18 protein-coding genes and 1 riboswitch are annotated in these 22176 nt (G+C 70.6%); of the genes, 8 read left to right on the top strand and 10 right to left on the bottom strand.

Annotated features, from left to right (window positions below):
- The first annotated feature begins 34 nt into the window (after positions 1–34).
- Positions 35–901, top strand: a complete 867-nt coding sequence (locus tag ACIQGQ_RS08735) for a Cof-type HAD-IIB family hydrolase (protein WP_402392441.1) — start codon at positions 35–37, stop codon at positions 899–901.
- A gap of 29 nt (positions 902–930) precedes the next feature.
- On the opposite strand, the gene ACIQGQ_RS08740 is transcribed toward ACIQGQ_RS08735, so the two are convergent.
- The 5 genes from ACIQGQ_RS08740 to hisC all read right to left on the bottom strand — a co-directional run bounded on the left by ACIQGQ_RS08740 (position 931) and on the right by hisC (position 10184).
- Entirely contained in the window at positions 931–2640 is a 1710-nt protein-coding gene (locus tag ACIQGQ_RS08740; RefSeq protein WP_402392443.1) for a GAF domain-containing sensor histidine kinase, read from the bottom strand.
- Between the two features lie 52 nt (positions 2641–2692).
- Positions 2693–6220, bottom strand: coding sequence for a thiol reductant ABC exporter subunit CydD (gene cydD / locus ACIQGQ_RS08745; protein WP_402392445.1), 3528 nt, complete (start codon positions 6218–6220; stop codon positions 2693–2695).
- Between the two features lie 85 nt (positions 6221–6305).
- Positions 6306–7307 (bottom strand): cytochrome d ubiquinol oxidase subunit II, encoded by a 1002-nt coding sequence (gene cydB, locus ACIQGQ_RS08750; RefSeq protein WP_402392447.1) that lies wholly within the window; start codon positions 7305–7307, stop codon positions 6306–6308.
- Between the two features lie 17 nt (positions 7308–7324).
- Positions 7325–8833: a cytochrome ubiquinol oxidase subunit I gene (locus tag ACIQGQ_RS08755; RefSeq protein WP_402392450.1), complete on the bottom strand. Its 1509-nt coding sequence runs from the start codon at positions 8831–8833 to the stop codon at positions 7325–7327.
- Between the two features lie 271 nt (positions 8834–9104).
- Positions 9105–10184, bottom strand: coding sequence for a histidinol-phosphate transaminase (gene hisC, locus ACIQGQ_RS08760; RefSeq protein WP_366288409.1), 1080 nt, complete (start codon positions 10182–10184; stop codon positions 9105–9107).
- Positions 10185–10555: 371 nt separating this feature from the next.
- Between hisC and ACIQGQ_RS08765 the strand changes: the two genes are divergently transcribed.
- The 3 genes from ACIQGQ_RS08765 (at position 10556) to ACIQGQ_RS08775 (ending at position 13912) form a co-directional block, all read left to right on the top strand.
- Positions 10556–11668, top strand: a complete 1113-nt coding sequence (locus ACIQGQ_RS08765; RefSeq protein WP_352274006.1) for a LacI family DNA-binding transcriptional regulator — start codon at positions 10556–10558, stop codon at positions 11666–11668.
- A 157-nt stretch (positions 11669–11825) separates the two neighbouring features.
- The gene (locus ACIQGQ_RS08770; RefSeq protein ID WP_402393403.1) at positions 11826–12908 is read left to right on the top strand and encodes a metallophosphoesterase; all 1083 of its coding nucleotides are present in this window, start codon (positions 11826–11828) and stop codon (positions 12906–12908) included.
- A gap of 182 nt (positions 12909–13090) precedes the next feature.
- A complete protein-coding gene (locus ACIQGQ_RS08775) occupies positions 13091–13912 on the top strand; it encodes a hypothetical protein (protein WP_402392454.1) in 822 nt (273 codons plus the stop codon).
- Positions 13913–14073: 161 nt separating this feature from the next.
- On the opposite strand, the gene thiC is transcribed toward ACIQGQ_RS08775, so the two are convergent.
- Positions 14074–15849 carry a phosphomethylpyrimidine synthase ThiC gene (gene thiC / locus ACIQGQ_RS08780; protein WP_402392456.1) on the bottom strand — a complete coding sequence of 592 codons (1776 nt, stop codon included), beginning with the start codon at positions 15847–15849 and terminating at the stop codon, positions 14074–14076.
- A riboswitch (TPP riboswitch) is annotated at positions 15842–15975 on the bottom strand. It overlaps the preceding gene by 8 nt.
- A 31-nt stretch (positions 15976–16006) precedes the next feature.
- On the opposite strand from thiC, the gene ACIQGQ_RS08785 reads away from it, so the two are divergent.
- Positions 16007–17446: a YibE/F family protein gene (locus ACIQGQ_RS08785; protein WP_402392458.1), complete on the top strand. Its 1440-nt coding sequence runs from the start codon at positions 16007–16009 to the stop codon at positions 17444–17446.
- 80 nt (positions 17447–17526) lie between these two features.
- On the opposite strand, the gene ACIQGQ_RS08790 is transcribed toward ACIQGQ_RS08785, so the two are convergent.
- The 4 genes from ACIQGQ_RS08790 to ACIQGQ_RS08805 form a co-directional block, all read right to left on the bottom strand.
- Complete coding sequence (locus ACIQGQ_RS08790) at positions 17527–17964, bottom strand: SsgA family sporulation/cell division regulator (protein WP_366288420.1); 438 nt, start codon at positions 17962–17964, stop codon at positions 17527–17529.
- Positions 17965–18065: 101 nt separating this feature from the next.
- A complete protein-coding gene (locus ACIQGQ_RS08795) occupies positions 18066–18836 on the bottom strand; it encodes a helix-turn-helix domain-containing protein (RefSeq protein WP_366288422.1) in 771 nt (256 codons plus the stop codon).
- A 247-nt stretch (positions 18837–19083) separates the two neighbouring features.
- Positions 19084–19293, bottom strand: coding sequence for a DUF5326 family protein (locus tag ACIQGQ_RS08800; protein ID WP_366288424.1), 210 nt, complete (start codon positions 19291–19293; stop codon positions 19084–19086).
- Positions 19294–19515: 222 nt separating this feature from the next.
- Positions 19516–19833 carry a cupin domain-containing protein gene (locus ACIQGQ_RS08805; RefSeq protein WP_352274014.1) on the bottom strand — a complete coding sequence of 106 codons (318 nt, stop codon included), beginning with the start codon at positions 19831–19833 and terminating at the stop codon, positions 19516–19518.
- Positions 19834–19901: 68 nt separating this feature from the next.
- Between ACIQGQ_RS08805 and ACIQGQ_RS08810 the strand changes: the two genes are divergently transcribed.
- From ACIQGQ_RS08810 to ACIQGQ_RS08820, 3 genes are all read left to right on the top strand, one after another.
- A complete protein-coding gene (locus tag ACIQGQ_RS08810; RefSeq protein WP_352274015.1) occupies positions 19902–20279 on the top strand; it encodes a phage holin family protein in 378 nt (125 codons plus the stop codon).
- Between the two features lie 72 nt (positions 20280–20351).
- Positions 20352–21476, top strand: a complete 1125-nt coding sequence (locus ACIQGQ_RS08815) for a cystathionine gamma-lyase (protein WP_402392463.1) — start codon at positions 20352–20354, stop codon at positions 21474–21476.
- Between the two features lie 179 nt (positions 21477–21655).
- Complete coding sequence (locus ACIQGQ_RS08820) at positions 21656–22135, top strand: NUDIX domain-containing protein (protein ID WP_402392465.1); 480 nt, start codon at positions 21656–21658, stop codon at positions 22133–22135.
- Positions 22136–22176: the final 41 nt, after the last annotated feature.

Raw genomic sequence — 22176 nt, forward strand, 5'->3', positions numbered from 1 at the left:
ACGCCCGTGCACGCTCGTACGGGAGAATGAACGGGTGACCTCAGCTTCCGATTCGCCCTCGCCCGCCGCTGTCCGGCTGATCGCCACCGACCTGGACGGAACCCTGCTCCGCGACGACAAGAGCGTCTCCGAGCGCACGGTCGCCGCGCTCGCCGCCGCCGAGGAGGAGGGCATCGAGGTCTTCTTCGTCACCGGGCGCCCGGCCCGCTGGATGACGGTCGTCAGCGACCATGTGCACGGTCACGGCCTGGCGATCTGCGCCAACGGCGCGGCGGTGGCGGATCTGCACGCGGGCGGCGAGCTGGTCAAGGTCCGTCCGCTGGAGCGCCCCGTCGCCCTGGACGTGGTCCGCGCGCTGCGGGCCGCCGCCCCCGGCGTCTCCTTCGCCGTGGAGCTGGCCTCCGGCATCCACTACGAGCCGGCGTACCCTCCCCTCCATCTGGACCCGAACGCCACGGTCGCCCCGGTCGAGAAGCTGCTGGACGAGGAGAGGCCCGGCGCCGGCATCCCGATGCTGAAGCTCCTCGCCCACCACACCGACCTGGACCCGGACGCGTTCCTCACCCTGGCCCTCGCGGCGGCCGGGGACCGGGCGGCCATCACCCGGTCCAGCCCGACGGCCCTGCTGGAGGTCAGCGCCACGGGGGTCTCCAAGGCCAGCACGCTGGAGCTGTGCTGCGCAGAGCGCGGCATCTCGCCCGCCGAGGTCGTCGCCTTCGGCGACATGCCCAACGACGTGGAGATGCTGCGCTGGGCGGGCACCTCGTACGCGATGGGCAACGCCCACCCGGCCGCGCTCGCCGCCGCCACCGGCCGCACCGCCACCAACGCCGAGGACGGCGTCGCCCTTGTCATCGAGCGGATCATCGCCGAGCGCCGGGCCCCGGGCCGGGTGCCCTGACGCCCGTCCCGGTCGCACCCCGGTCGCGCTCAGACCGGGACCTCCCACACCACCGTCGTCCCACCGCCGTCCTCCCCGATGCCGGGGCCGAACCAACTGGCCCCGCCCAGCGACTCCGCCCGGCGTGCCAGGTTCCGCAGCCCGCTGCGGCGGCCGCCCTCGGGAATGCCCACCCCGTCGTCGGCGACCGACAGCCGTACCGCCGCCCGCCCGTCCGGCAGCGTCGCCGTGGCATCGACCACCACGTCGATCACCGACGCGTCGGCGTGCCGGAAGGCGTTGGACAGCGCCTCCCGCAACGCCGCGATCAGGTTCTTGCCGGTCAGCTCACCGACCAGCGAGTCGACCGGGCCGAGGAAGCGGTGCGAGGGCTTGAAGCCCAGCGGGACCGCCGCCGTGTTGATCTCGCGCAGAACGCGGGTGCGCAGCCCCGACGGCGCCTCGGCGGGCTCCTGCTGGAGGGCGAAGATCGCGGTGCGGATCTCCTGGATGGTCACGTCCAGTTCGTCGACCGCCCGGCCGATCCCGTTCCGCTCCTCGGGCACGGACGAACGGCGCTGGGCGCTCTCCAGCATCATCCCGGTGGCGAACAGCCGCTGGATCACCAGGTCGTGCAGATCGCGGGCGATCCGGTCCCGGTCCTCGTAGACCGCCAGCCGCTCCCGGTCCCGCTGCGCCTCGGCCATCATCAGCGCGAGCGCGGCCTGCGAGGCGAACTGCGTGGCGAGGGTCCGCTCCGCCTCCGTGAACGGCCGGCCGCCCCGGGGTCTCGGCGTGGCGAGCGCGCCCAGCACCCGCCCTCCGCTCTTGAGGGGCAGCAGCATGCTCGGGCCGTACCGGGGTGCCAGTGAGGTGACCATCCGGGGGTCGGTGGCCGAGTCGTCCACGAAGACCGGCTCGCCCTCCAGCAGTCTCGCCGCGACCGGGCTCTCCGGCCCGATGACCACCCCGAGCGAGGAGGCGGGGTCGTCCGCGGAGACGGCGACGACTTCGAGACCGTCGTCCCCGGTCGGCAGCAGCACCACTCCTGCGGCGGCGTCGGCGAGGCGGCGGGCCTGTTCGGCGACGACGGAGAGCGCGCCGTCGGCGTCCCCGCCGGAGAGCAGGGCGGTCGTCACGGCCACCGAACCGTCGATCCAGCGCTCGCGCTGGCGCGCCGCCTCGTACAGCCGGGCGTTGCCGATGGCGATCCCGGCCTCCGTGGCGAGCACCCGCACCATGTGCAGGTCGTAGTCGTTGAACTCGCCGCCGCCCTCCTTCTCGGCCAGGTACAGATTGCCGAAGATCTCGCCCTGCACCCGGATCGGGACGCCGAGGAAGGTCCGCATCGGGGGATGGCCGGGCGGGAAGCCGGCGAACCTCGGATCGGCCGTCAGATCGGCGAGCCGCACCGGGACCGGATCGTGGATCAGCGCGCCCAGCAGCCCCCGGTACCCGTCCGGACGGCGCCCGATCCGGGCCACCGTCTCGTCCGGCACCCCGTACGTGACGAAGTCGGAGAGCCCCTCGCCCTCCGCGTCGACGACGCCGATCGCGGCGTAGCGGGAGTGGGCCAGCTCGGCGGCGGTCTCGCAGATCCGGTCGAGGGTGGAGTGCAGTTCCAGCCCCGCGCCGACGGACCGCATGGCCTCCAGCAACTGGGGGATGCGGGCGGTGATCTCGGCCGACAGTCCCTGGAGACTGCGAGTCGCCCGGGTGGCCGCTTCGAGTGAGTCGTTCGGGTCCTGCTCCTCCGGCATACCCCGAGCGTAGTTAGTACCTATTGACGAGGAAAGTCGGCTTTGCCAGGTCTCACGCCGGTACCCCGGCCGCCTCGTCCGGCATCCCCTCGGACTCCCGCTCGCGGTCCAGCATCCGGCGCAGCGGGCCTTCGACGGCGGCCAGCTCGGCGTACCGGCCGCGCTGCACGATCCGGCCCGCGTCCAGCACCAGCACCTCGTCCACGGCGTCCAGCCCCTTCAGCCGGTGGGTGATCAGTACGGTCGTACGCCCCTCGGTCGCCGCCAGCAGGTCAGCCGTCAGCGCGTCCGCCGTCGCCAGGTCGAGGTGCTCGGCCGGCTCGTCCAGGACCAGTACGGGGAAGTCGGCGAGGAGCGCCCTGGCCAGGGCGAGGCGGCGGTGCTGCCCTCCGGAGAGCCGGGCGCCGTGTTCGCCCACCAGGGTGTCGAGCCCGTCCGGCAGCGCGTCGGCCCAGTCGAGGAGCCGCGCCCGGTCGAGGGCGGCCCGCAGCTCCGCGTCCGTCGCGCCGGTACGGGCCAGCCGCAGGTTCTCCCGTACGGAGCTGTCGAAGACGTGGGCGTCCTGGGCGCACAGCCCTACGGATCGCCGCACCGTGTCCCCGTCCAGCGCACCGGCCTCGGCCCCGCCGATCCGGTACGTGCCGGCCCGGGCGTCCAGGAAGCGGACCAGGACCTGCGCGAGGGTGGTCTTCCCCGAGCCGGAGGGCCCGACGACGGCGATGCGCCGGCCGGCGGTCAGCGTCAGGTCGACGGCGTCGAGGGCGTCGCGGTCCGCCCCCGCGTACCGCGCCGACACCCCGCGCAGCTCCAGCGGGAAGGGCGAGGCGGGTGCCTCCGCCGGGTCGGCGGGCTCGCGCACCGGCAGCGGAGCGTCCAGCACCTCGAACACCCGCTCCGCGCTCCGCTCGACCCGGCGGCGGTACTGCACGGCGAGCGGCAGTCCGGCCACCGCTTCGAAGGCGGCCAGCGGGGTCAGCACCAGCACCGCGAGCTCCACCCCGGCGAGCCGGCCGTCCCGTACGGCGGGCAGCGCGACGAGCGCGGTGGCGACGACGGTGAGCCCGGTGATCAGCGTGGAGAGGCCGCCGCCGAGGGCGGTGGCGGTGGCGGCACGGGCCGCGATGCGGGTCAGCACGCCGTCGGCCTCCCGGGTCCGTTCCACCCGGGCGGGCAGGGCGCCCGCGACGGTCAGTTCGGCGGTCCCGCCGAGCAGGTCGGTGACCCGGGTGGCCAGTTCGGCGCGGGCCGGGGCGAGCCGGCGCTCCGCCTGCCGGGAGCAGGCGCCGCTGATCAGCGGTACGCCCACCCCGGCCAGCAGCAGCCCGGCGGCCAGCACGGCGCCCGCCGCCGGGAGCAGCCAGCCGACGAAGCTGGCCGTCGCCGTCCCGACGACCACGGCGGTCCCGGCCGGGAGCAGCCAGCGCAGCCAGTAGTCCTGGAGCGCGTCGACGTCCGCGACCAGCCGGGAGAGCAGGTCCCCGCGCCGGGTCCGGCGCAGCCCGGCGGGGGCGACGCGTTCCAGGCCCCGGTAGACGGCGACACGGAGTTCGGCGAGCATCGCGAGCACCGCGTCGTGCGAGACCAGGCGCTCGGCGTAGCGGAAGACGGCCCGGCCCAGGCCGAAGGCGCGGGTCGCCGTCACCGCGACCATGAGGTAGAGCACCGGGGGCTGTTCCGAGGCGCGCGCGATCAGCCAGCCGGAGACCGCCATGAGCCCGACGGCGGAGCCCACGGCGAGGCTCCCCAGCAGCAGTGCGAGCGTCAGTCGGCCGCGTCGTGCCCCCGCCGCCTCCCGGACCCGGCGCAGGACGTGCCCGGGGCGGGCCGGGGTGTCCAGCGGCGCTCCGGGATCCGGGGCGCCGGCAGCCGCGTTCTCCTCCGGACTCTGTGCGGTCCCGGCGGCCCGGGCGGTCCCGACGGCCCCGGTCCGCTCCGGAAGCGCCGTGGTGTCCGGGGCCAGGCGCACCACCCGGTCGGCCACCGCGAGCAGCGCCGGGCGGTGCACGACGAGCAGCACGGTCCGCCCCTCGGCCAGCCGCCGCACCGCCTCGACGATCCCCGCCTCCGTCTCGCCGTCCAGGCTCGCGGTGGGCTCGTCGAGCAGCAGCACCGGGCGGTCGGCGAGGAAGGCCCGGGCGAGCGCGAGCCGCTGCCGCTGTCCGGCGGAGAGTCCGGCCCCGTCCTCGCCGATCAGGGTCCGCGCCCCCTCGGGCAGCGCCGCGACGAAGTCCTGGGCCCCGGCGTCCCGCAGCGCGGCCGCCACCGCCCGGTCGTCGGCGTCCGGCCGGGCCAGCCGTACGTTCTCGGCGATGGTGCCCGCGAAGAGGTACGGGCGCTGCGGCACCCAGGCGATCCGTTCCCACCATCGCTCGGGCGCGAGCTCCGCCAGATCGACGCCGCCGACCCGTACCCGTCCCTCGTCCGGCCGGGTGAAGCCGAGGACCACGTCGAGCAGGGTGGACTTCCCGACGCCGCTGGGGCCGACCAGCGCCACGGTCTCCCCCTCGTCCACCACCAGCGAGGCCCGGTCCAGGGAGGGGGTGCCGCGGCCCTCGTGGCGTACGGTCACCTCCTCCAGCTCCAGCCGCAGCGAGCCGGGAACGTCCGCCGTACCGCTCGTGGGCGGCTCGGTCTCCAGCACCGCGAAGATCTCCTCCGCGGCGGAGAGCCCCTCGGCGGCGGCGTGGTACTGGGCGCCGACCTGGCGGATCGGCAGATAGGCCTCGGGGGCCAGGATCAGCACCACCAGCCCGGTGTAGAGGTCGAGTTCGCCGTGGACCAGCCGCATGCCGATGGTGACGGCCACCAGGGCCACCGAGAGCGTCGCCAGCAGTTCCAACGCGAAGGACGAGAGGAAGGCGATCCGCAGGGTCCTCAGGGTCGCCCGGCGGTACTGCGTGGTGATCGTGCGGATGGATTCGGCCTGTGCCTTGGCCCGGCCGAAGACCTTCAGGGTCGGCAGTCCGGCGACCACGTCGAGGAAGTGGCCGGAGAGCCGGGACAGCAGCCGCCACTGGCGGTCCATCCGCGACTGGGTGGCCCAGCCGATGAGGATCATGAAGAGCGGGATGAGCGGCAGCGTCACCACGATGATCGCGGCGGAGACCCAGTCCTCGGTGACGATCCGGGCGAGGACCGCCACCGGGACGACCACCGCGAGGCCGAGCTGCGGCAGATAGCGCGCGAAGTAGTCGTCGAGCGCGTCGACGCCCCGGGTCGCGAGCGCCACCAGGGAACCGGTGCGCTGACCGGTGAGCCAGCCGGGGCCGAGCGCGGCGGCCCGCTCCAGCAGCCGGCCGCGGAGCTCGGACTTGACCGCCGCGCTGGCCCGGTACGCGGCCAGTTCGGTCAGCCAGGAGACCAGCGCCCGGCCCAGCGCGACCCCGGCGAGCAGGATCAGCGGGGTCCGGAGCCCGGCGGCGGTGAGTCCGTCCTCGAACCCGCCGACCACGATCTCGGCGACGAGCATGGCCTGGGCGATGACCAGTGCCGCCCCGACCACACCCAGCGCCACCACGGCTGCCAGGAAGAGGCGGGTGGCGCGGGCGTGGTGGAGCAGCCGCGGGTCGATCGGTTTCACGTGAAACAGCCCCTAGCGAGCTCGGTCGGCGGACCGGGACCGGCGAGGTGCCCGGCCCGGTCCGCCGGATGGATCCCGGATGCGGTCAGTGCGCTTCGGCGATGTGCTGCGTACCGATGCGCTTGCGGAACACCCAGTACGTCCAGCCCTGGTACAGCAGGACGATCGGGGTCGCGATCCCCGCGCACCAGGTCATGATCTTCAGGGTGTACGGGGTGGACGAGGCGTTGGTGACCGTGAGGCTCCAGGCGTCGTTCAGCGAGGACGGCATGACGTTCGGGAAGAGCGTCAGGAAGAGCATCGCGACCACCGCCGCGACGGTCACCCCGGAGAAGGCGAACGACCAGCCCTCGCGCCCCGCCGCGATCAGCGCGATCGCGGCGACCAGCGCCACCACGGCAATGATCATCGCCAGCAGGCTCCAGCCGTCACCGTTGTCGACCTGGGTCCAGACCAGGAAGCCGAGCCCGAGCACCGCGGTGACGATCCCCAGCTTCAGCGCCAGCCGGCCCGCCCGCCGCCGGATGTCCCCCACCGTCTTGAGCCCCGCGAACACGGCGCCGTGGAAGGTGAAGAGCGCGAGCGTGACCAGTCCGCCGAGGATGGCGTACGGGTTGAGCAGGTCCCAGAAGTTACCGACGTACTCCATGTCGGCGTCGATCTTCACCCCGCGCACGATGTTCCCGAAGGCCACGCCCCAGAGCAGGGCCGGGATCAGCGAGGTCCAGAAGATGGCGTGCTCCCAGTTGGTCTGCCACCGCTCCCCGGACCGCTTGGCCCGGTACTCGAAGGCGACCCCGCGCACGATCAGGCAGACCAGGATGATCAGCAGCGGCAGGTAGAAGCCGGAGAACAGGGTGGCGTACCACTCGGGGAAGGCGGCGAAGGTCGCGCCGCCCGCAGTGAGCAGCCACACCTCGTTGCCGTCCCAGACGGGCCCGATGGTGTTGATCAGGACCCTCCGCTCCTTGCGGTCCCGGGCCAGCAGCTTGGTGAGGACACCGATCCCGAAGTCGAAACCCTCCAGGAAGAAGTAGCCGGTCCAGAGGACGGCGATGAGTACGAACCAGACGTCGTGGAGTTCCATCTCTCAGCTCCTCGGCCTCAGTAGGAGAAGGCCATCGGCCGGTCGGCGTCGTCGTGATCGCCGCCGATCCTGGTGGGCGGGTTGAGGTCGGCCTCCGTGAGCTCCGGCGGGCCTGCCTTGATGTACTTCACGAGCAGCTTGACCTCGACCACCGCGAGAATGGCGTAGAGCAGGGTGAAGCCGATCATCGAGGTGAGCACCTCGCCCTGCGAGACCCCGGGGGAGACCGCGTCGCGGGTCTGGAGCACGCCGAAGACGACCCAGGGCTGACGGCCCATCTCGGTGAAGATCCAGCCCCAGGAGTTGGCGATCAGCGGGAAGAGCATCGTCCAGAGCGCGAGGATCCAGTAGCACTTGGCGAACTTCGGGCTGAGCGCCTTGTTCCTGAAGAGGACCAGGTTGGGCACTTCGTCCTCACCGGTCCGCAGCGCCGGTGGCAGCATGAACTTCTTCCGGGTCAGCCACAGCCCAAGGATGCCGAGCGCGAAGGACGCCATCCCGAACCCGATCATCCAGCGGAAGCTCCAGAACGCGACCGGGATGTTGGGCCGGTAGTCGCCGGGGCCGAACTTCTCCTGCTGCTCCTTGTTGATGTCGTTGATGCCGGGGACGTACGAGGTGAAGGTGTTGTCGGCGAGGAAGGACAGTATCCCGGGGATCGAGATCTCCACGGTGTTGTGCCCCTTGGCCACGTCACCGACGGCGAAGAGCGAGAACGGCGCCCCCTCCTCGCCCTCCCAGAGAGCCTCGGCCGCGGCCATCTTCATCGGCTGCTGCTTGAACATCACCTTGCCGAGCTGGTCGCCGCTGACGGCGGTGAGCAGTCCGGCGACGACGACGGTGACCAGGCCGAGCCGCAGCGAGGTCCGCATCACCGGGATGTGCTTCTTGCGCGCCAGGTGGAAGGCGGCGATGCCGACCATGAACGCGCCGCCGACCAGGAAGGCCGCGGTGATGGTGTGGAAGAACTGGGTGAGCGCGGTGTTCTGGGTGAGCACGTGCCAGAAGTCGGTCAGCTCGGCCCGGCCGCGTTCCTCGTTGATCCGGTAGCCGACCGGGTGCTGCATCCAGGAGTTCGCCGCCAGGATGAAGTAGGCGGACAGGATGGTGCCGATGGAGACCATCCACATGCAGGCGAGGTGGATCTTCTTCGGCAGCTTGTCCCAGCCGAAGATCCACAGCCCGATGAAGGTGGACTCGAAGAAGAAGGCGATCAACGCCTCGAACGCGAGCGGGGCACCGAAGATGTCACCGACGAACCGCGAGTAGTCGGACCAGTTCATACCGAACTGGAACTCCTGCACGATGCCGGTGACCACGCCCATGGCGATGTTGATCAGGAAGAGCTTGCCCCAGAACTTCGTCGCTCTCAGGTACTTCTCGTTGTTCGTCCGGACCCATGCGGTCTGCAGGCCGGCGGTGAGCGCGGCCAGCGAGATCGTCAGGGGGACGAAAAGGAAGTGGTAGACGGTAGTGATACCGAACTGCCATCGCGCCAGTGTCTCCGGCGCCAGAGCCAGCTCCACGTCGTCTTCTCCTTACGTCGCCGTGACCACCCCGGCAGTTTGCCCTTTAAATTCGACTGATCACGGGAAGAACAGGACACGCTTGTGAACGCGTTCACATTCACAAGCATTATGGCGCACAGGCTTTCGGGACAACAGGGTGGGGTCCCCTTTACGGACGTTCCGATCAATCCCCCCGAAGCCAGACCCCCACCGCCCGGCAACGCACGGGGCCCGTACCCCTCACCGAAGAGAGGGGTACGGGCCCCGGAGCACTGCGCGTGCGCGCGGTCTACAGCTCCTTGCGGTACGACTCCGCCACCTTCAGGAACAGGTCGTTCGCCTCGTCCTCCCCGATCGTGACCCGCACGCCCTCACCCGCGAACGGCCGGACCACCACCCCGGCCCGCTCGCACACCGCGGCAAAGTCGGCGGTACGGTCCCCGAGCCGCAGCCAGACGAAGTTCGCCTGGGAGTCCGGGACGGTCCACCCCTGACCGGCCAGCGCCCGCAGCACCCGCTGCCGCTCGGACACCAACGAGCCCACCCGACCCAGGAGTTCGTCCTCGGCCCGCAGCGAGGCGACCGCCGCGTCCTGCGCGAGCTGGCTGACCCCGAAGGGCACCGCCGTCTTGCGCAGCGCGGCCGCCACCGGCTCGTGGGCCACCGCGAAACCGACCCGGAGCCCGGCCAGCCCGTACGCCTTGGAGAAGGTCCGCAGCACCGCGACATTGGGCCGGTCCCGGTAGATCTCGATGCCGTCCGGCACCTCCACGTCCCGGATGAACTCCCGGTACGCCTCGTCGAGCACCACCAGGACGTCGCCCGGCACCCGGTCCAGGAACCGCTCCAGCTGCTCCCGGCGCACCACGGTGCCGGTCGGGTTGTTCGGGTTGCAGACGAAGATCATCCGGGTGCGGTCCGTGATGGCGTCCGCCATCGCGTCGAGGTCGTGCACGTCTCCGTCGTTCAGCGGCACCTTCACCGAGGTCGCACCGCTGATCTGGGTGATGATCGGGTACGCCTCGAAGGACCGCCAGGCGTAGATGACCTCGTCGCCCGGACCCGAGGTGGCCTGGAGCAGCTGCTGCGCCACCCCGACCGAGCCGGTCCCGGTGGCGAGGTGCGAGAGCGGCACACCGAACCGCTCGGACAGCTCGTTCATCAGGCCGGTGCAGGCCATGTCCGGGTACCGGTTGAAATGCGCGGCCGCGGCCAGCGCCGACTCCATCACCCCGGGCAGCGGGGGATACGGGTTCTCGTTGGAGGAAAGCTTGAACGCGACCGGTCCGCCGGCCGCGGCCGGCTTGCCCGGTACATAGGCGGGAACGCCGTCCAGCTCGGCGCGCAGCTTGGGGCTCGTCTCGCTCACCGCAGGTCCTCCTCGACCGTCTGTACACATCAATACTGCTCACCTTATGAGGATTGGGCGCCGCTGCGAATGGCCGAAGCGCCTGATCGTCCGATACGGCCGGGAAGAGGGGGGAGCGCTCTTCATACCGGCGCGCGCCGGTGGCTCGCGCCGTGGCGCGCGTCCCCCGAAGTGGTGAGATGAGACGGCTTCGAGACTTCGACCATTTAGTAGGCCCAACGACCCCGGCATATGACACCCCATGGCCCGGACCAGCAACTACCTTTGCTTCCAAGGCATTTACTATCGGACGATCATGCAAAAACGTGCCCGTCAACGCGTGAATATGCGATCAGGTCGGGCTCCCGGTTGAGCCCTACTATCGGCACGCCATGACAGCAGCAGGGAAGCACCAGGTGAGCCGGACGGACACGCCCCGGCGCGGCGGCAGGCAGGGACGAGCGGGAATCCGCGACGTGGCCGCCGCCGCGGGGGTCTCCATCACGACCGTCTCCGACGCGCTCAACGGCAAGGGCAGGCTCCCGGACGCCACCCGACGCCATGTCCGCGAAGTCGCCGAGCGCCTGGGCTACCGCCCTTCCGCCGCGGCCCGCACCCTCCGTACCGGCAAGTCCGGCCTCATCGGCCTGACCGTGACGACCTACGGGGACGAACCCTTCACCTTCACCGAGTTCGCGTACTTCGCGGAGATGGCCAGAGCCGCCACCTCCGCCGCGCTCGCCCGCGGCTACGCCCTCGTCATCCTGCCCGCCACCTCACGCCACGACGTCTGGTCCAACGTCGCGCTCGACGGCACCGTCGTGATCGACCCCTCGGACCAGGATCCGGTCGTCACCGAGCTCGCCCGCCAGGGGCTGCCCGTCGTCTCGGACGGACGCCCGGCCGGCACGCTCCCGGTCACCGCCTGGGTCGACAACGACCACCGCGCAGCCGTGCTCGACCTGCTCGACCACCTGGCCGCCGCCGGGGCCCGCCGGATCGGCCTGCTCACCGGCACCACCACCGACACGTACACCCGCCTGTCCACCAGCGCGTACCTCCACTGGTGCGAGCGCGTGGGCCAGGATCCGGTGTACGAGTCGTACCCCGCCCACGACCCGTGCGCGGGCGCCGTCGCGGCCGACCGGCTGCTCGCCCGGCCGGACCGCCCCGACGCCGTCTACGGCCTCTTCGACCCCAACGGCACGGACCTGCTGGCCGCGGCGCGCCGGTACGGTCTGCGCGTCCCCGAGGACCTGCTGCTGGTCTGCTGCAGCGAATCCACCGTGTACGCGACGACCGAACCGCCCATCACCACCCTCTCGCTCAAGCCGCGCAGGATCGGTACGGCTGTGGTCCAGCTCCTGATCGACGCCATCGAGGGCGTGGCCCAGGACGGACCGGTGGAGCAGGTGATACCGACCGAGCTCATCGTGCGGACCTCCTCGCAACGCCGTCCACCCCGCACGACGGTCAGCGCGCCACGCTCACCGACAAGGGATTGATCCGGAGATTTCGGACCAATCGGCCGGTGAACCCGACGTGCGTCCGGATTCACCACCCCTGGTGCGTCACAGAGAACGATCCGCATTCCTATGATGGGCGCACGACACCGCGGACCGCCCGACCAGCAGGGCCCGTCAGGTGTACGGCGGCGCGACGGTGGTGGAGGGGTCGATGACACAGGGGGCCGGTCAGGAACCCGTGGTGCGGACTGCGACGTTGCGCGACTTCCGCGTACCGCCCTACGCCCAGACCCCGGTGCCGTCGCCGTCGCCGCATCCGGGCGACGCGGTGCCGGCCGACGAGCCGCCGGAGGGGTACACGCCCACCGAGCGCGATCTGCCCGTGATCAACCGCGGCGACACCCTCCAGGTGCCCGTCGCCGCACCCGAGCCCGCGCCGCGCCCCGCCCAGGAGCAGGGGCGCGGTCCGCTCTACGTCGTCGGTGACGTCCACGGCTACCTGGACGAGCTGCGGGCCGCCCTCACCGAGCAGGGCCTCATCGACGCCGACGGCACCTGGGCGGCGGGCAACGCCCGGCTCTGGTTCCTCGGCGACTTCACCGACCGGGGCCCCGACGGCATCGGGGTCATCGATCTCGTGATGCGCCTGTCCGCCGAGGCCGCGGCCGCCGGCGGCTACTGCAAGGCCCTCATGGGCAACCACGAACTGCTGCTCCTCGGCGCCAAGCGGTTCAACGACACCCCGGTCAACTCCGGCGCGGGCACCGCCACGTTCCAGGCCGCCTGGCTGCTCAACGGCGGCCAGAAGAACGACATGGAGCGGCTCCAGGACGTCCACCTCCAGTGGATGTCCCGGCTCGACGCGATCGTCGAGGAGGACGGGCATCTGCTGATGCACTCCGACACGACGGCCTACCTGGAGTACGGCGCCACCATCGAGGACGTCAATGAGAACGTCCACGCCATCCTCACCCGCAATGACGCGGACGAGTGCTGGGACCTCTTCCGGAAGTTCACCAAGCGGTTCGCCTTCCGCGACGAGTCGGGTCCGCAGGCCGTCCGGGAGCTGATGGCGGCCTACGGCGGGCAGCGCATCGTCCATGGTCACAGCCCCATTCCCTACCTCCTCGGCGAAGTCGGCTCGGAGGACGGCGAGGACGGCTCCGGCCCCGTGGTCGAAGGTCCGCACGTCTACGCGGACGGGCTCGCCATCGCCATGGACGGCGGAGTGACCATGGCCGGAAAGCTACTGGTCGTCCAACTGCCCCTGCATGACTGACGCTCTTCCGGGCAGACGCATCCACGACCTGACCACGCCGACCACCGGGCCTATTTACGGAAACCCCCTGTCACCCCGTGCCGTGGGCGCTCTACCATCGGCGTATCAGTAGCAGGCTCTCCTCCGTTTCCGCCCAACTGCCCGCGTCGAGCAGGCAGTCAGGCCTGACGGAGCATCGGGGGATGCAGATGACAAGCGCTCCGCACCTGCTGGCCGAGGACCGACCCGAGTACGAGCGGATCCTCGACGACGCACTGCGCCACGCCCACCAACGACCGGATCTGGCCGAGGTCGGTGAACTGCTCAACGCCGTCCAGCTGCGCACCATGGCGCTGGACGCCACGGAGATGATCACCGCCACCGCCGCCACCGAGTACGCGCACTACGTACGGGCCCGCGCCGAGCTGCGCGGCGACGACGACGAGCCGGTTCAGGGGGCGCCTCCGGCCGAGCAGGGGCGGCGCCCCGGCGCGGGCGCCGGAGTGGGCGCCGCCCTCACGGTCCTGGCGCCGGTCCTCGCCGGTACCGCCGCCCTCGTTCTCCTGCTGATCGGCTATCTGCTGCGGATGCTCGACAACCCGCCGCGGTTCGCCTCCACCCTGATCACGGCGGGGTGGTTCTTCGCGGTGCTGATGGCCGTCGCGATCGTGGTGGCCGCCATCGGGCTGATGGTCACCGCGCTGCGCGACGCGTCGGAGCCGCAGCCCGTCGAGGAGCTGGAGGAGGAGCTGCCGGAAGACGTGGCACGGGCCCGGGAGGCCTGGCGCCACGCCCTGCTGGAGCGGGGCATCCTGCCGTTCCTCCGGGACGCGCTCGCCGACCCGGAGGCCGGGCGCGCCCGGCGCACACCCCGGCGCTCGGCCAACCGCATCCCGAAGGTCGGCCACATCAGGCCGGGGTTCTCCAGCCCGGACGACGGCTCGACGACGAGCCCCCGCCCGAGCTTCACCTCGCCGGACTTCACCAGCCCCGACTTCGGCGGCCCCGAGCACGAGCTGGACTGATCGGCGCCCGCCGTCAGACGGGCGGCGATCACCCCGCGCTCTCCGGCCCGCCCGTCCCCCCGGGCCCGCACTGAGTCCCGCCACCGGGCGCGGGGAATTCCGGTGGGAACCCGTCGTGCTCCGGACGGCTGCCGCCCGGAGCACGACCGGTCAGCGGGCGGTCAGTCGGCGATCGGCAGGTACACCCGGTTCCCGCTCGCCGCGAACTCCTTGGACTTCTCCGCCATGCCCGCCTCGATCTCCTCCACCGTGCCTCCGTGCTCACGCCGGATGTCCTGGGAGATCTTCATCGAGCAGAACTTCGGCCCGCACATCGAGCAGAAGTGGGCCGTTTTCGCGGGCTCGGCCGGCAGCGTCTCGTCGTGGAACTCCCGTGCCGTGTCCGGATCGAGGGCCAGGTTGAACTGGTCCTCCCAGCGGAATTCGAAACGGGCGTCCGAGAGCGCGTCGTCCCAGTCCTGCGCCCCCGGGTGCCCCTTGGCGAGATCCGCCGCGTGCGCCGCGATCTTGTACGTGATGACGCCGGTCTTCACGTCGTCCCGGTTCGGCAGGCCCAGGTGCTCCTTCGGCGTGACGTAGCAGAGCATCGCCGTCCCCCACCACGCGATCATCGCCGCGCCGATGCCCGAGGTGATGTGGTCGTACGCCGGCGCGACATCGGTGGTCAGCGGGCCGAGCGTGTAGAACGGCGCCTCCTCGCAGATCTCCTGCTGGAGGTCGATGTTCTCCTTGATCTTGTGCATCGGGACATGGCCCGGCCCCTCGATCATGGTCTGTACGCCGAACCGCTTGGCCACGGCGTTCAGTTCGCCCAGCGTACGCAGCTCGGCGAACTGCGCCTCGTCGTTGGCGTCGGCGATCGAGCCGGGCCGCAGGCCGTCGCCCAGCGAGTACGTCACGTCGTAGCTCGCGAGGATCTCGCAGAGCTCCTCGAAGTGCTCGTAGAGGAAGGACTCCTTGTGGTGCGCGAGGCACCAGGCCGCCATGATCGAGCCGCCGCGGGAGACGATGCCGGTCTTGCGGCGCGCGGTCAGCGGTACGTACGGGAGGCGTACGCCGGCGTGGACGGTCATGTAGTCGACGCCCTGCTCGGCCTGTTCGACGACCGTGTCCTTGTAGATCTCCCAGGTCAGTTCCTCCGCCCGGCCGTCCACCTTTTCGAGTGCCTGGTAGAGCGGGACGGTGCCGATCGGAACGGGTGAATTGCGGAGAACCCACTCACGGGTGGTGTGAATGTTGCGACCGGTGGACAGATCCATGACGGTATCGGCGCCCCAGCGCGTTGCCCAGGTCATCTTTTCCACCTCCTCCTCGATGGAGGAAGTCACCGCGGAGTTGCCGATGTTGGCATTGACCTTCACCAGGAACCGCTTGCCGATGATCATCGGCTCGGTCTCGGGGTGGTTGACGTTGGCCGGCAGTACGGCCCGGCCGGCCGCGATCTCCTCGCGCACCACCTCGGGTTCGACGTTCTCCCGGATGGCCACGTACTCCATCTCCGGGGTGATCTCGCCCCGGCGGGCGTACGCGAGCTGGGTCACCGGCCGGCCGGTGCCGCTGCGGCGCGGCAGCCTCGGGCGGCCGGGGAAGACCGCGTCGAGGTTGCGCAGCCCTCCACGAGGCGAGGTGTGCTTGAGCCCGTCGTCCTCGGGACGGGCCGGGCGGCCGGGGTACTCCTCGGTGTCGCCGCGGGCGATGATCCAGTTCTCCCGCAGCGGTGCGAGTCCGCGACGGACCTCGGTGTCGACCGCGGGGTCGGTGTACGGGCCCGACGTGTCGTACAGCGTCACGGCCTTGCCGTTGCTGAGGTGCACCTGGCGGACCGGCACTCGGAGGTCCGGGCGCGAGCCCTGGACGTATCCCTTGTGCCAGCCGATGGACTTCCCGGCCTCGACGCTCTGGTCCGAGGCAGGCGTGCGTGCGTCCGATGTGGTCATGAGACCTACTCCCTACGCCGGCATTACCCGGTAACAGGTTCGGCGGTCGGCGCAGCCTGTCCCGTACGGACGTACGGATGTCAGCGCCCTCTCAGCCCGGTGCTCCGAGCTCCCGCGTGTGCAAAGGTTCCTCCACGCTAGCGCCCCGTCCGGCGCGATGAACAGAGGGCCCGGCCCTTCTTGCGATGATCGGCCGGTGACCTCTCCCCACACGGACCACGAACCACAGGCCCGGTCTCAGGGCGTACCCCACGACAGAACGCACGGCCGCACGAACGACCAGACGCCCGGATCCGCGTACGACCACTCCCACGGCCATTCCCACGGCCACGGCCCCGCCGCCCCCGGCTCCCGGCATCTGCGGAAGGTCATCGCGGCCGTACTGATCCCGTTCGCCACCGCCGTTCTCGTCGGTCTGGTGGCGCTCTGGCCGGGCGGCACGCCGCCGCACGAGCGGACCGGCGTCGGCTTCGACCGGCAGACCCAGCAGGGAAAGGTGGTGACCGTCACCAAGGTGGACTGCAAGGACGTGAACGCTGTTCAGACGCCGCTCGACGGCTCCACCGCGCCGGCCGGGGGGAAGGAGCGGGGGCTCTGCGAGAAGGCGACGATCGAGGTGACGACCGGCCGGGACAAGGGACGGACCTTCACCGAGATCGTCCAGCCCGACTCGCCGCGCAAACTGCGCGAGGGGCAGGGCGTGGTGACCGCGTACGCCCCCGACGCGCCCCGCGAGCTCCAGTACTCCGTGACGGATGTGGCCCGGAAGTTCCCGATGACCCTGCTGGCCGGGGTCTTCGCGCTGGTCGTGGTCGCGGTGGGGCGCATGCGCGGGGTGATGGCGCTGATCGCGCTGGCCGTGTCGTTCGCCGTGCTGACCCTCTTCATCCTCCCGGCCATACTCCAGGGCTCGAATCCGCTGCTCGTCGCGGTGGTCGGGTCCAGCGCGATCATGCTGATCGCGCTCTACATGTGCCACGGCCCGACCGCCCGCACCTCGGTCGCGGTGGTCGGCACGCTGGTCTCGTTGCTGCTGATCGGGCTGCTCGGGTCGCTCTTCATCGGCTGGGCGAGCCTGAGCGGCAACACCGATGACGACACCGGCCTCATCCACGGCCTCTACCCGCACATCGACATGAGCGGGCTGCTGCTGGCCGGTGTCATCATCGGTTCGCTCGGCGTACTCGACGATGTGACCGTCACCCAGACGTCGGCGGTCTGGGAACTCCACCAGGCCAACCCGACGTTGGGTGTGCGGGACCTCTACCGGGCGGGGATCAGGATCGGCCGCGACCACATCGCCTCGGTCGTCAACACCCTGGTGCTCGCCTACGCGGGCGCGGCCCTGCCGTTGCTGCTGCTGTTCTCCGTCGCGCAGAGCAGCATGGGGACGGTGGCCAACAGCGAGCTGGTGGCGGAGGAGATCGTACGGACGCTGGTCGGCTCGATCGGGCTGGTCGCCTCGGTTCCGGTGACGACGGCGCTCGCCGCGCTGGTCGTCTCGGCGGACCGTGCGGGGCACGGCGCGGAAGCCGGGGCTCCGACGCCCGCGTGGGCCGGGACGGGCAGGGGCCGTCGCCGAAGGGCGAAGCCGTGACCGCCCCTCGGGCGGGCGATTCACCCGTCCGGCGGGGGCCTGTGCCCGACCGGGGGACCGGTCCGCGTCGGTGCTCCTCGTCAGCCGGCGTTCTGCTCCTCGGCGAGGATCCGGCCCAGGGCGTCCTCCAGGCTGCCCTCGAAGTCACCGAGCGTGCACTCCTGCCCGAGCGGCACGAGCTTGTCGGTCCGGTCGAGAAAGGCCACAAGTGGTGCCGTCCCGGCCCGGAAGAGCGCCCGGTCCTCTCCGACCTGAAGACGGATGTGTACATCGGAGAGCCCCTCGGGCTCGGTGGGGCCGATGTGCACATCGCCGTCCCCACTGGGGCTGTTGAGGCCGTCGAGCAGCAGCTCACGGCCGAAAGCCCAGGTGACGGGGGCGTCACCGGGCAGATGGAAGGTCATCCGGATCGCGTATGGATCGCAGACCTCGTACCGGAGCTCCACCGGGATCCGGAAAGAGAGTTCCTCGGAGACGAGGAAACTCATCATGACCTCAGCTTGAACCGACTCGCGCATCGTTCAACCCCGCAGTAGATGAATCTGGCCAGGAATGATCCCCCGTGGCCCTCTTGACGCCATCGTGGTGCACGCGATAGCAGATCACAAGGAGTGATTTTTCAGATACTGATAGAGAACACGAACGAACGCAAGAGGTTGGCCACTTCGCCACGTAGTTGTTCGACTGCGGGGAGCAACCGGCTTTCCTGCTCCAGTGGTAACGAAATCGCCATCGCCGCAGCGGTGAATCCCGCGGCGATCGGGATCGCCGCGCAGACCGTCCCCAGCGCGTACTCCTGCCGTTCGATGACGGGCTCCATCCGTTCCAGCGACCGGAGCCGTTCCAGGAAGGACGCGCGGTCCCGCAACGAGTAGCGGGTCAGCGGACGCAGAGGGTGACGATCCAGGTAGTCCTCGCGGGTCTTCTCGTCGAGCCGGCTCAGCAGACACTGGCCGATCGCATGCGCATGGCCGGTCTCCCGGAAGGACCCCGAGGCGGCGATGGCGGGGGCGTCGGGGGAATCGGCGACCGCGACGAGATCGATCTCGCCCTCGCGGTAGACGGCGCAGTAGACCGGGGCTCCGATGATGTCGCGCCAACGTCCCAGCGCTTCGGCCATCTTGCCGCGACGGCCCTGCCGGGTCTCCACACCGATCAGCCGCTGGGCCGCGGTCCCGATGACGAAGACGCCGTTCTCCCGGCGTAAATAGCCTTCGTGCGTCAGGGTCCGCAGCAGGTGGTAGGCCGTGGGGAGGGGCAGTCCGGCCTCTCTGGCCAACTGCTTCGCGGGCGCCCCGCCGTGGTGGGCGACCACGGCTTCCAGCAGTCTCAGCGCTCGCTGCACCGATCCGATCAGCGTCGGGGCAGCAGCCCTCGATGCCGTGGTCAACAGTCACCCCCAGGCATGGTGACGGGGTGGTCATCCCGCCTGTGGGGGCCGCCCCCACGGGCTGCCGCACGGCTGGAGTCCGGGGGCCGAACGTCGTACGAACCCACTGATTCAGTGTGGTGACGGGCTGTTGACTCCCCGGTGGCGACAGCGAATTGTCACTGTATAGGCCGGGTCCGCGAGGGATGTTTCATTCACTCGCTACTTAGCTCACCTGGGCTAACGTCCCGGCCTGTCTCCGATCGTCCTACCAGTCACCACGCGAGGAGGACGACATGAACTTGCGTACGACGAAGATGAGCCCGCCGACCAGGATCACGAAGATCAGGATCTTGAAGAGCAGACCGATCACGAATCCGATCACGCTGGCGATCAGTCCGCCGAACACGACGATCGCGATCACCGGCACCGCGATCCACTTCACCCACCAGGGCATCCCCGTGAATATCTCCCGCATGGCCATCGTCCCTACCTCTTCTCCTCGGATTTCCTGCTTCCGATGCTAGAGGCGCGGAGAGGGCTGCCAGAGGGGCCGCGGCCCTTGAAGTCCCCTGATCGATCCCTGAGGGATCCCTGAGACCGGCCCCCGGGCCGTGACCTCCCCGTTCCGCCCCGGCCGGGTTCCGGAACCGCTTCCGGGCCGGGCTCCGGGCCCGGCCCTGCGGCTCGGCTCTCCGGCTCAGCTCTCCGGCGGGGAGAAGACCACCATCACGCGGAGGTCCTCGGTGATGTGGTGGAACTTGTGGGCGACTCCGGCCGGCACGTAGACCACGCTGCCCCGGCCCACCTGCGTGGTCTCCATGCCGACCGTGATCGAGGCACGGCCGCTGACGACGAGGTACACCTCGTCCTGCTGGTGCGGCAACTGCGGGTCGATCTCACCGGCGTTCAGCGCGTACAGGCCGACGGACATGTTGCGTTCCTTCACGAACTGCAGATACGCGCCGTCGTTCGCGGCGCGCTCCGCCTCCAGCTCGTCCAGTCTGAATGCCTTCATGGCCGCTGTGCCCCTTGCCTCTGTGCTGCCGGTGTCCGCCACCGATCTCGTCTGCCACGATCAGACACATGAAGAATTTCGTAGTCAAGACGATCGCCAACGCAGGGGCGCTGGCCGTGGCCATCTGGCTGCTCCAGGACATCACGCTGTCCGGGGGCAGCACCGGACGCAAGGCGCTGACCCTGATCCTGGTCGCGCTGCTCTTCGGCCTGGTGAACTTCGTGGTCAAGCCGATCGTGAAGCTGCTGACCCTGCCGCTGTTCATCCTCACGCTCGGGCTGATCACGCTGGTGGTCAACGCGTGCATGCTGCTGCTGACCTCGTGGCTGGCCGGGAAGCTCGACCTGAGTTTCCACGTCTCGGGATTCTGGACCGCCGTACTCGGCGGCCTGATCATCTCGATCGTCTCGTGGGCCCTGAACATGATCCTTCCCGACGACGACTGAGCCGGTCCCGTCCGACAGCGGGCGGCCACCGTGGCCCATCGGGGAGAAACGCACGAGGAGCGAGGAAGCGGAATGGACAGCACAGGCGACGGAACCAGAGCGGTACGGGCCGGTCTACCCGAACCGGAACAGTTCGAGCCCACCCTGCCCGGCCCGGTCTTCGCCGCGCACTTCCACCTCTCCGGTGAGCCCGTCGGCCCGTACACCTACGGCCGGGACACCAACCCGACCTGGACCCTTCTGGAGCGGGCCATCGGCGAACTGGAGGCGCCGGGGGAGTCCGTCGAGACCACGGTCTTCGCCTCCGGGATGGCCGCGATCTCGGCCGTACTGCTCTCCCAGGCACGTACCGGCGACGTGGTCGTGCTGCCGGACGACGGCTACCAGGCCCTGCCACTGGTACGGGAGCAACTGGAGGCGTACGGCGTCGAGGTGCGGACCGCGCCGACCGGCGGCGATGCCCAGTTGGCCGTTCTTGAGGGCGCGAAGCTGCTGTGGATCGAGACCCCGTCCAATCCGGGCCTCGATGTCTGCGATGTGCGCCGGCTCGTCGAAGCGGCGCATGCGGCCGGCACGCTGGTGGCGGTCGACAACACGCTCGCCACTCCGCTCGGTCAGCGCCCGCTGGAGCTGGGGGCGGACTTCTCGGTGGCCAGCGACACCAAGGGCCTGACCGGGCACGGGGACATCCTGCTCGGCCATGTGACCTGCCGCGATGCCGGTCTTGCGGCGGGGGTGCGGCGCTGGCGCAAGGTGGTCGGCGCGATCCCCGGCCCCATGGAAGCCTGGCTCGCGCACCGGTCGCTGGCCACGCTGGAGCTGCGCATCGACCGGCAGTGCGCCACCGCGCTGGCCCTGGCGAAGGCGCTGGGCGACCGGCCCGGCGTGACCGGGCTGCGGTATCCCGGGCTGCCCACCGACCCCTCGTATCCGAACGCGGTTCGGCAGATGCGGCGCTTCGGCTCCGTGGTGTCGTTCGTCCTGCCCGACCGCGAGCGGGCCGAGCGCTTCCTCGCCGAGCTGCGCCTGGTCGACGACGCGACGAGCTTCGGTGGCCTGCGCTCCACCGCCGAGCGCCGCGCCCGCTGGGGCGGTGACGCCGTACCCGAGGGCTTCATCCGCTTCTCGGTGGGTGCCGAGAACGCTCCGGACCTGGTCGCGGACGTACAGCGGGCGCTGGACGTCGCGCTGGGATAGGCGGGCACGGGCCGGTCCGAGCCTCCCCCCTCATCGCTCGGACCGCCCCCAGCTCCCCCGGGGAAGAGCCGTACGGACAAGGTTGATCGCCCCTCCGCCGGTGCCGTGCCGCACATCGGGCGGGCGGCACGGCACCACCACGGTGTTTCAGAACCGGTCGGGCGGGCCACTCTCTTGCCATGACCGAACGCCCTGTGGTCAAACGCACCGCACGCGCCATCCTGCTCGACGGCGATGACCTGATCCTGATCAAGCGCACCAAGCCGGGGGTCGATCCGTACTGGCTCACACCCGGCGGCGGGGTCGAGCCCGAGGACGCCACCGTGGTCGACGCCCTGCACCGTGAGGTGGACGAGGAGCTCGGCGCGAGGATCACCGATGTGGTCCCCTGCTTCGTCGACACGGTGGAGCACATCGAGGGCGGCGGGGTGAAGGGCGTCAAGGTCCAGCACTTCTTCGTCTGCCGGCTGGAGTCGATGGACCCGGCCCGGCGGCACGGCCCCGAGATCGAGGAGCCCTGCGGCGAGTACGACATCGTCCGGGTGCCGTTCAGCCGGGTGGGGATCGCCGCCGTCCACCTGGTGCCGCTGTCGCTGCGGCACTACCTGGACGGCAACATCGAGGGCGTACGCGCCATGCACGCGCCCGACCTGGGCTGATGCTTCCGCGGCCCGCTGGTTCGCCGTGGCGGTGGTGGCGG

Origin of the sequence: Streptomyces sp. NPDC092952, from assembly GCF_044754785.1 — a bacterium.
Classification (GTDB): domain Bacteria; phylum Actinomycetota; class Actinomycetes; order Streptomycetales; family Streptomycetaceae; genus Streptomyces.

Coding starts and splice junctions, on each gene's coding strand:
- ACIQGQ_RS08800 (WP_366288424.1), bottom strand. CDS start 19,293: ATGCGGGAGATATTCACGGGGATGCCCTGGTGGGTGAAGTGGATCGCG.
- ACIQGQ_RS08740 (WP_402392443.1), bottom strand. CDS start 2,640: ATGCCGGAGGAGCAGGACCCGAACGACTCACTCGAAGCGGCCACCCGG.
- ACIQGQ_RS08805 (WP_352274014.1), bottom strand. CDS start 19,833: ATGAAGGCATTCAGACTGGACGAGCTGGAGGCGGAGCGCGCCGCGAAC.
- cydB (WP_402392447.1), bottom strand. CDS start 7,307: ATGGAACTCCACGACGTCTGGTTCGTACTCATCGCCGTCCTCTGGACC.
- ACIQGQ_RS08765 (WP_352274006.1), top strand. CDS start 10,556: ATGACAGCAGCAGGGAAGCACCAGGTGAGCCGGACGGACACGCCCCGG.
- ACIQGQ_RS08810 (WP_352274015.1), top strand. CDS start 19,902: ATGAAGAATTTCGTAGTCAAGACGATCGCCAACGCAGGGGCGCTGGCC.
- ACIQGQ_RS08820 (WP_402392465.1), top strand. CDS start 21,656: ATGACCGAACGCCCTGTGGTCAAACGCACCGCACGCGCCATCCTGCTC.
- thiC (WP_402392456.1), bottom strand. CDS start 15,849: ATGACCACATCGGACGCACGCACGCCTGCCTCGGACCAGAGCGTCGAG.
- ACIQGQ_RS08785 (WP_402392458.1), top strand. CDS start 16,007: ATGAACAGAGGGCCCGGCCCTTCTTGCGATGATCGGCCGGTGACCTCT.
- ACIQGQ_RS08775 (WP_402392454.1), top strand. CDS start 13,091: ATGCAGATGACAAGCGCTCCGCACCTGCTGGCCGAGGACCGACCCGAG.
- ACIQGQ_RS08815 (WP_402392463.1), top strand. CDS start 20,352: ATGGACAGCACAGGCGACGGAACCAGAGCGGTACGGGCCGGTCTACCC.
- ACIQGQ_RS08790 (WP_366288420.1), bottom strand. CDS start 17,964: ATGCGCGAGTCGGTTCAAGCTGAGGTCATGATGAGTTTCCTCGTCTCC.